The sequence below is a fragment of the Gulosibacter sediminis genome (assembly GCF_014904065.1).
Lineage (GTDB): Bacteria > Actinomycetota > Actinomycetes > Actinomycetales > Microbacteriaceae > Gulosibacter > Gulosibacter sediminis.
This window is the reverse complement of the sequence record NZ_JACXJG010000013.1, coordinates 25,337-32,021: the sequence shown is the minus strand read 5'-3', so window position 1 is coordinate 32,021 and position 6,685 is coordinate 25,337. Positions and strand designations below refer to the sequence as shown.

The following is a 6,685-nucleotide window of genomic DNA, read 5'->3' as shown; positions in this document are numbered from 1 at the left end:
ATTCTGGGGGAGTGGAACTACCTCACCACGAGCCTCCGACATTTTTCGGCGCCGGTACGCAGCGTTGTCTGGCGCTCGGAATGACTTCACCACGAGCCAACGACTTTGCTCCGGGCCGAGATGCGGGCGGCTGATGGCGGACTTCGGCCCGGCACACACCACACCCACCCACCCCACCGTGCCAAACTCACCCGCATGACGATCGACGACCACGGACGCACCGAACCTCCCTTCACCGGCGACGAATACGAGACCCTGATCGGCTTCCTGGGCTTCCAGCGCGACACGCTCGAGTGGAAGACACGATCGCTCACCGACGAGCAGCTCCGCCAGACGCTCCCGCCGAGCACGATGTCGCTCGGCGGCATGCTCGCGCACCTCGCCTACGTCGAAGACAACTGGCTCGCCCAGCACGTCGGCGGCAGTTCCAACGAGCCCTGGGCGAGCACCGACTGGCAGGCCGACTACGACGCCGACTGGCACCTCGTGAGCACGACGTCGGGCGACGAGCTTCGCGAACTCTGGCGGGCATCCGTCGACGCATCGTGCGCGGTCATCAACCACGTGACGGGCGAGCGCGGCCGCGTCGCCGCGCTCGACTCGAGCTATGAGATCTGGAAAGGCGAGGATCCAGTCTCGCTGCGCTGGATCCTCGTGCACCTTATCGAGGAGTACGCCCGCCACAACGGCCACGCCGACCTGCTGCGCGAGTCGATCGACGGCGAAACCGGCGAGTAACCCGACTAAAGTCACCCAGACAAACGGCCCCCAAACACGCCAAAACACCAGACAAACGGCGAAACTTCACGGACGATTGGGCAAGGCGACCACGCCTCCTTCCCAGGCCTCGTGCGGCCCGGCGGCCCGGCGCATCCTGGAGCCATGCGAGACAACGACGTCGCGTCGCTGCTTCCCAGCGACTCACCCATTCAGCTGCTCAACGCGGCTGGCGAACCCGTCGAGGGCGCGTACGAGCTGCCCGACCGCGACACGCTCGTCGAGGCCTACCGACGCATGGTCATCGCCCGCCGCTGGGAGGCGCAGGTCACCGCGCTCACCCGCCAGGGTCGCCTCGCGACCTACCCATCCGCCTACGGCCAGGAGGCCGGCGAGGTCGGCAGCGTGCTCGGCCTCGCTGAGCGCGACTGGCTCTTCCCGACCTATCGCGAGTCGTCGGCGCTGCTCACCCGCGGGATGCACCCGCGCGAGATCCTCGCGTTCTTCCGCGGCGACTGGCACGTCGCCTACGACCCGTATGAGTGGCGCGCCTCGTCGCTTTCGACCCCGTTGGCGACCCAGTCGCTGCACGCCGTCGGCTTCGCGCACGGCGAGCACCTGCAGGGCCGCGACACTGTCACCCTCGCCTACCTCGGCGATGGCTCGACGAGCGAAGGCGACGCCCACGAGGCGATGAACTTCGCGGCGACCTGGCAGACCGCGACCGTCTTTTTCGTGCAGAACAACCAGTACGCCATCTCGGTGCCGCTGAAGCACCAGACCCGCTCGCGCTCGATCGCCGACCGCGGCGCCGGCCTCGGCATGCCGGGCGTCAGCGTCGACGGCAACGACGTCGCGGCCGTCATCGCGGTCGTGCGCGAGGCCGCCGAGCGGGCCCGCGCCGGCCAGGGCCCCACGCTCATCGAGGCGCGCACGTACCGCCTCGAGGCGCACACGAACTCCGACGACCCGAGCCGCTACCGCGAGTCGGCCGAGGCGGATGCGTGGCGCGAGCAGGATGCGATCGAGCGGCTCGAGCGCTACCTCGCGGCCACGGGCGAGCTGCCCGAGGTGCCCGAGGCCGAGGAAATCGCACAGCTCACCCGCGACGTCATGAACGAGGACGTCACGGTCGACCCGCTCGAACTGTTCGAGCACGTCTATGCGGAGCCGCGCGCGGCGTTGCGCGAGCAGCGCGATGCGCTGGCGGCCGAGCTCGCAACGAGGGAGGCATGACCATGATCGACACCGGTTACGAAACCGCCGCCGCGGCCGAGCCCGAGGAGCGCGACGTGCCCACCGCATCCGCGCCCGAGACCCTGAGCATCGCCGCCGCCCTCACCGCGGCGCTCGACGACGCGCTCGCCGCCGACGACCGGGTCGTCGTCTACGGCGAAGACGTCGGCCCGCTCGGTGGCGTCTTCCGCGTCACCGACGGCCTCGCCGCAAAGTGGGGCCCGCAGCGCGTGTGGGACTCGCCGCTCGCCGAGTCGGGCATCGTCGGCACCGCGATCGGCATGGCGATGGCGGGCATGCGCCCCGTCGTCGAGATGCAGTTCGACGCGTTCAGCTACCCGGCACTCGAGCAGGTCTTCTCGCACGTCGCGAAGATGCGTAACCGCACGCGCGGTCGGGTCGAGCTGCCGCTCGTTATCCGCATCCCCTACGGCGGCGGCATCGGCGGCGTCGAGCACCACTCCGACTCGTCGGAGGCCTACTGGGCCCACACCCCGGGCCTCACGGTGCTCACGCCTTCGAACGCGCACGACGCCTACCACCAGCTGCGCCACGCGATCGACTCGCAAGATCCGGTGATCGTCTTCGAACCGAAGCGCCGCTACTGGACCCGCGGCGAGGTGCGCCGCGACGAGCCCGGCACCGACTGGAACCGCGCCCGCGTGCTGCGCGAGGGTGACGACGTCGTGCTGCTCAGCTACGGCCCGACCGTCGAGGTCGCCCTGCGTGCAGCCGAGCTCGGCGCCGAGGAGGGGCTCAGCGTCGAGGTCATCGACCTGCGCTCGCTCTCGCCGTTCGACGACGAGACGGTGTCGGCCTCGGTGCGCAAGTGCTCGCGCGCTGCGGTGATTCACGAGGCCGCCCAGTTTGGCGGCTACGGCGCCGAGGTCGCTGCCCGCGTCATGCAACGCAATTTCCACTGGCTCGACGCCCCCGTGCTGCGCGTCACCGGCTTCGACATTCCCTACCCCTCGCCGAAGCTCGAGGAGTTCTACCTGCCCACCGCCGAGCGCGTGCTCGCCGCACTTGACACCTGGGAGTGGTGATCATGAACCGCGAATTCATCCTGCCCGACCTCGGCGAGGGCCTCGTCGAGGCGACGATCGTCGACTGGAAGGTCGCCGTCGGCGACGAGGTGCACATCGACCAGCTCGTCGTTGAGGTCGAGTCGGCCAAGTCGATCGTAGAACTGCCCGTGCCCTACGCCGGCACCGTCGTGTCGCTCGGCGGCGCGGTCGGCGACACGCTCAACGCCGGCCAGGTGCTGCTGACGGTCGGTGTCGGCGCGGATGCGCAGCTCGAGTCGGATGTGCCGGCTCCCGCCCCAGCGCAGGCCACCGAACCCGCCGAGCGCGCCGACGGCACCGGCGTCAACGCAGGCTCGGGTGCCGTGCTCATCGGTTACGGCACGAACGACAGCGAGGCGCGGCTGAAGCGCCCCGAGGGCGGCCGCTTCAAGCGCCGCAGCAAGTGCGCCGAACCCGTGGCCGAGAGCTACGAGACCGGCGCGAGCACAGCATCCGCCGCGAACCCCGCGAACCACGCGACCGCCGCCGCGAGCCCGGCCACCGCATCCGCTCGCGTCGCGGCCGCACCTGCAGCATCTGCCGGCTCGGCAGCCACCGCCAACACCGCAACCACCGGCCAGCTCGACGAGTCGCGCAACTCGCCCGTCATGTCGCCGCTCGTGCGCCGCGAGGCGAAGGAAGCCGGCTTCGACGCGCGGCACCTGCAGGGCACCGGCCCGAACGGCCTCGTGCTGCGCGACGACGTGCGCGCGGCCATCGCGCAGCTGCAGTCCGACGTGCCCGCGACCGCCGAGCTCGCCGCCCAGAATGCCGCCAACTTCGGCGACCGCCGGGTGCCACTCAGCGGCATGCGCGCCGTCACCGCGAAGCACATGGCCTCCTCGCACGCCGAGGTGCCAAAGGCGACGATCTGGCTCGACGTCGACGTGACGCCGCTCATCGAGCTGCGCCACAGCCTGCAACAGGCGACGGGCGAGAAGTTCAGCATCACGACGCTCATCGCGCGCCTCGTCGTCGCGGGCCTACGCAAGCATCCGCGCCTCAACTCGAGCTTCGACGGCGACGCCGTCATCGAACACGGGCGCATCAACCTCGGCCTCGCGGCGCAGACCCCGCGCGGGCTCGTCGTGCCGGTCGTGCACCACACCGAGTCGATGAACCTGCGCCAGCTGCGGGATGCGGTGGGCGAGGTCGTCGCCGCGGCGGGCGAGGGCAAGTTCCCGCCCGAGCGCCTGCGCGGCGGCACCTTCACGCTGAATAACTACGGCGGCTTCGGCGTCGACGGCGCCTCGCCGATCATCAACCAGCCGGAGGCGGCGATGCTCGGCATCGGGCGCATCAAGGATCGCCCGTGGGCCTACCGCGGCGAGATCGCGCTGCGCAAGGTCGCGACCTTCAGCTTCGTCTTCGACCACCGTGTTTGCGACGGCGAGGCCGCGAGCCAGTTCCTCACCTTCGTGACTGACCGGATTGAGCAGCCAGAGCTGCTCTACGCCGACCTGTAGCGGCCACGGGTGATGCGAGCGGCGCGGGGCCCCGGCTTCGCGCCGCTTCGCTGTCTCCCGGGCGCGTCGGTACGAGCCGGCGCAGCCGAAGCGCCGGCGACTCGACGAAGGTCCATGACAGCCACGCGAGCGGCACGACGATCGTGAACGCGATCACCGCGGTCACCCATGGGCTCAGCCAGCCGAGCCCGAACAGCATGATCAGTTGCTGAATCGGGAACGCCCAGATGTACATGCCGTACGAGAGGTCGACGCGGTGCGGCAGGCGCAGCGGCAGCACCGCACCCGCCCAGAGCACGGCGAGCGCGAGCGGCAGCGGCGTGAGGTAGGTGCCCCAGCCCATCGTCGCGAGCGGGATGACCGCGGCCGCGCAGGCGATCGGCAGCCAGGGCTTCAGACTGATGCGCTCGCGGAAGACGTAGAGGAGCATCCCGGCGAGGAAGTAGCGGGCGAGGGGCAGTGCGACGCTCGCCGCGACGAACAACACCGGAATCACGAGGTGCAGGTGCCCGCGCACCCACTTGCTCAGAAACAGCACGCCGACTGCCAGGTACGCGGCGCCCTCGTACATGAGGGTCCAGAGCGAGCCGTTCCAGGTCGCCCGGTACGGCTCGAGCTCGAGGGTGCCATCGATCGTCGACTGATTCACCTCGAGCAGCGCGTTCTTCGTGACGTAGCTCACGGCGTCGTCAAAGTCGTAGTGCTGCATCGAGAGGATCGACGCGAGGGGCGCGAACACGAATGCGGTCACGAGGAGCACCGTCCACAGCCCGGGGAAGATGCGCAGGCCGCGCCGCCAGAGGTACGGCCCGAGCGGCATGCGGGCGGCGGATGCGGTGACGAGATAGCCGCTGAGGACGAAGAACGCGAACACCGCCCACTCGCCGAGGCCGCGGGTGGGATGCGAGCTGAAACCCGAAATGAGCCAGGTGTGGGAGACGATGACGACCGCGGCGAGGAGGAAGCGCAGGACGTCAAGGCCGTTTTCGCGGCTTGAAATCCGATCACCCAGAGTTTGCATCGCCACGAGGGTACGTACCGATTCGCGGCCGCGCGTTGAGGCGCCGTTCAGGATTTCCGCGGGATCCGCAGCAAGTTGGGCCACAAGAAAATGCTGGGAACGGTGTGCCTGCGGCGCCGAACCCGCCCCACCGCATCCACTACCCTCGGGCACATGGGTCTGGGGCGGCGGAAGAATGACAGCGGCAGCAGTCAGGCGGTGCAACCGCGCTGGCTCGCGCGCGAAGACCACCGGCAGTGGATTGTCGGCGCCATCGGTATCTCGGTGCTCGTGCCGCTGCTGCTCCCCGGATTCAGCGACATCGACGAGGCAGCCACGCGGCTCGAGCGGCTCGAGCGCCTCGCGGTTCCGGTCATCTTCGCCTACGCCGTCATGCAGGCGACGAGTGTGCTCTCCTACGTGCCGCTGACGCTCTGGGCGTTCCGCGGGGTTGCGGGGGAGGACCTCGCCACGCTCGCGCGCTTCTCGTCACCGCGCAACGCAGACGAAGAGCGTCAACTGCGCTGGGCCGGCTTCGACGAGGTGTCGACCGCGATCGGCGCTGGCGGCATCTCGCTGATCTGCGTGATCGCGTTCATCCTCGTGCCGGGCGTGCGCGAGAGCCCGCTCTCGACCTACGGCGCGCTCATTGCGATGGTTGCCTCATGGATCCTCATCGTCTTCGCCTTCGCGGTGCGGTACCTGCGCGACTGGGCCGCCGACGGCGGCGAGTTCATCGAGTCGCGCGAGGCCCCGTCGTTCGTTGACTTTCTGCTCGTGTCGCTGCAGGTGTCGACCGGCTACAACTTGGCGAAGGGCATGTTCGAGACCCGGCGCTCGCGCCGCAACGCGCTCACCCACAACGTGATCGCCTACGTCTTCAACACCGTCATCATTGCCCTCGTGATTTCGGTGGCGCTGCCGGCCGCCATGGCCTCGTCCTAAGCGGCAACCGCACGCCGCGCGAACCCGACCGCGCCGCCCGGCGAAAGATTGCGTCACCTCTCTATTCATGGGTGGCCCGTTCCACTAGCGTCAAAATTGCACGCCGCTCACGGTGAGTGCACCCAGCGCCACCGAGTTCGTGACACGACGAAGAAGGTCGCCATGGCCGCAGATCCCAAGTCCGACGCCCCAATCACCCCGACTGACCTCGACCACACACCCACCGCGCCGACCCTGATGGCGACGCTCTTCGC

General features: G+C 69.3%; 6 protein-coding genes. 5 read left to right on the top strand and 1 reads right to left on the bottom strand.

Features of this window, described 5'->3' with window-relative positions; all coding sequences use genetic code 11:
• Positions 1–195: 195 nt before the first annotated feature.
• From ID132_RS07965 to ID132_RS07950, 4 genes are all read left to right on the top strand, one after another.
• Complete coding sequence (locus ID132_RS07965; protein ID WP_125106735.1) at positions 196–738, top strand: DinB family protein; 543 nt, start codon at positions 196–198, stop codon at positions 736–738.
• A gap of 144 nt (positions 739–882) precedes the next feature.
• Positions 883–1,953, top strand: coding sequence for a thiamine pyrophosphate-dependent enzyme (locus ID132_RS07960; protein WP_193128300.1), 1,071 nt, complete (start codon positions 883–885; stop codon positions 1,951–1,953).
• The gene (locus ID132_RS07955; RefSeq protein ID WP_125106737.1) at positions 1,950–2,999 is read left to right on the top strand and encodes an alpha-ketoacid dehydrogenase subunit beta; all 1,050 of its coding nucleotides are present in this window, start codon (positions 1,950–1,952) and stop codon (positions 2,997–2,999) included. Before ID132_RS07960 ends, ID132_RS07955 begins: the two co-directional genes overlap by 4 nt.
• A 2-nt stretch (positions 3,000–3,001) precedes the next feature.
• Entirely contained in the window at positions 3,002–4,486 is a 1,485-nt protein-coding gene (locus ID132_RS07950) for a dihydrolipoamide acetyltransferase family protein (RefSeq protein ID WP_211198337.1), read from the top strand.
• Here ID132_RS07950 and ID132_RS07945 read toward each other — a convergent pair.
• Positions 4,431–5,507 (bottom strand): acyltransferase family protein, encoded by a 1,077-nt coding sequence (locus ID132_RS07945; protein ID WP_193128299.1) that lies wholly within the window; start codon positions 5,505–5,507, stop codon positions 4,431–4,433. The two genes, ID132_RS07950 and ID132_RS07945, sit on opposite strands and share 56 nt — an antisense overlap.
• A gap of 198 nt (positions 5,508–5,705) precedes the next feature.
• On the opposite strand from ID132_RS07945, the gene ID132_RS07940 reads away from it, so the two are divergent.
• Entirely contained in the window at positions 5,706–6,431 is a 726-nt protein-coding gene (locus ID132_RS07940) for a DUF1345 domain-containing protein (RefSeq protein ID WP_164509733.1), read from the top strand.
• The last annotated feature ends 254 nt before the right edge of the window (positions 6,432–6,685 follow it).

Coding starts and splice junctions, on each gene's coding strand:
- ID132_RS07965 (WP_125106735.1), top strand. CDS start 196: ATGACGATCGACGACCACGGACGCACCGAACCTCCCTTCACCGGCGAC.
- ID132_RS07960 (WP_193128300.1), top strand. CDS start 883: ATGCGAGACAACGACGTCGCGTCGCTGCTTCCCAGCGACTCACCCATT.
- ID132_RS07955 (WP_125106737.1), top strand. CDS start 1,950: ATGACCATGATCGACACCGGTTACGAAACCGCCGCCGCGGCCGAGCCC.
- ID132_RS07950 (WP_211198337.1), top strand. CDS start 3,002: ATGAACCGCGAATTCATCCTGCCCGACCTCGGCGAGGGCCTCGTCGAG.
- ID132_RS07945 (WP_193128299.1), bottom strand. CDS start 5,507: ATGCAAACTCTGGGTGATCGGATTTCAAGCCGCGAAAACGGCCTTGAC.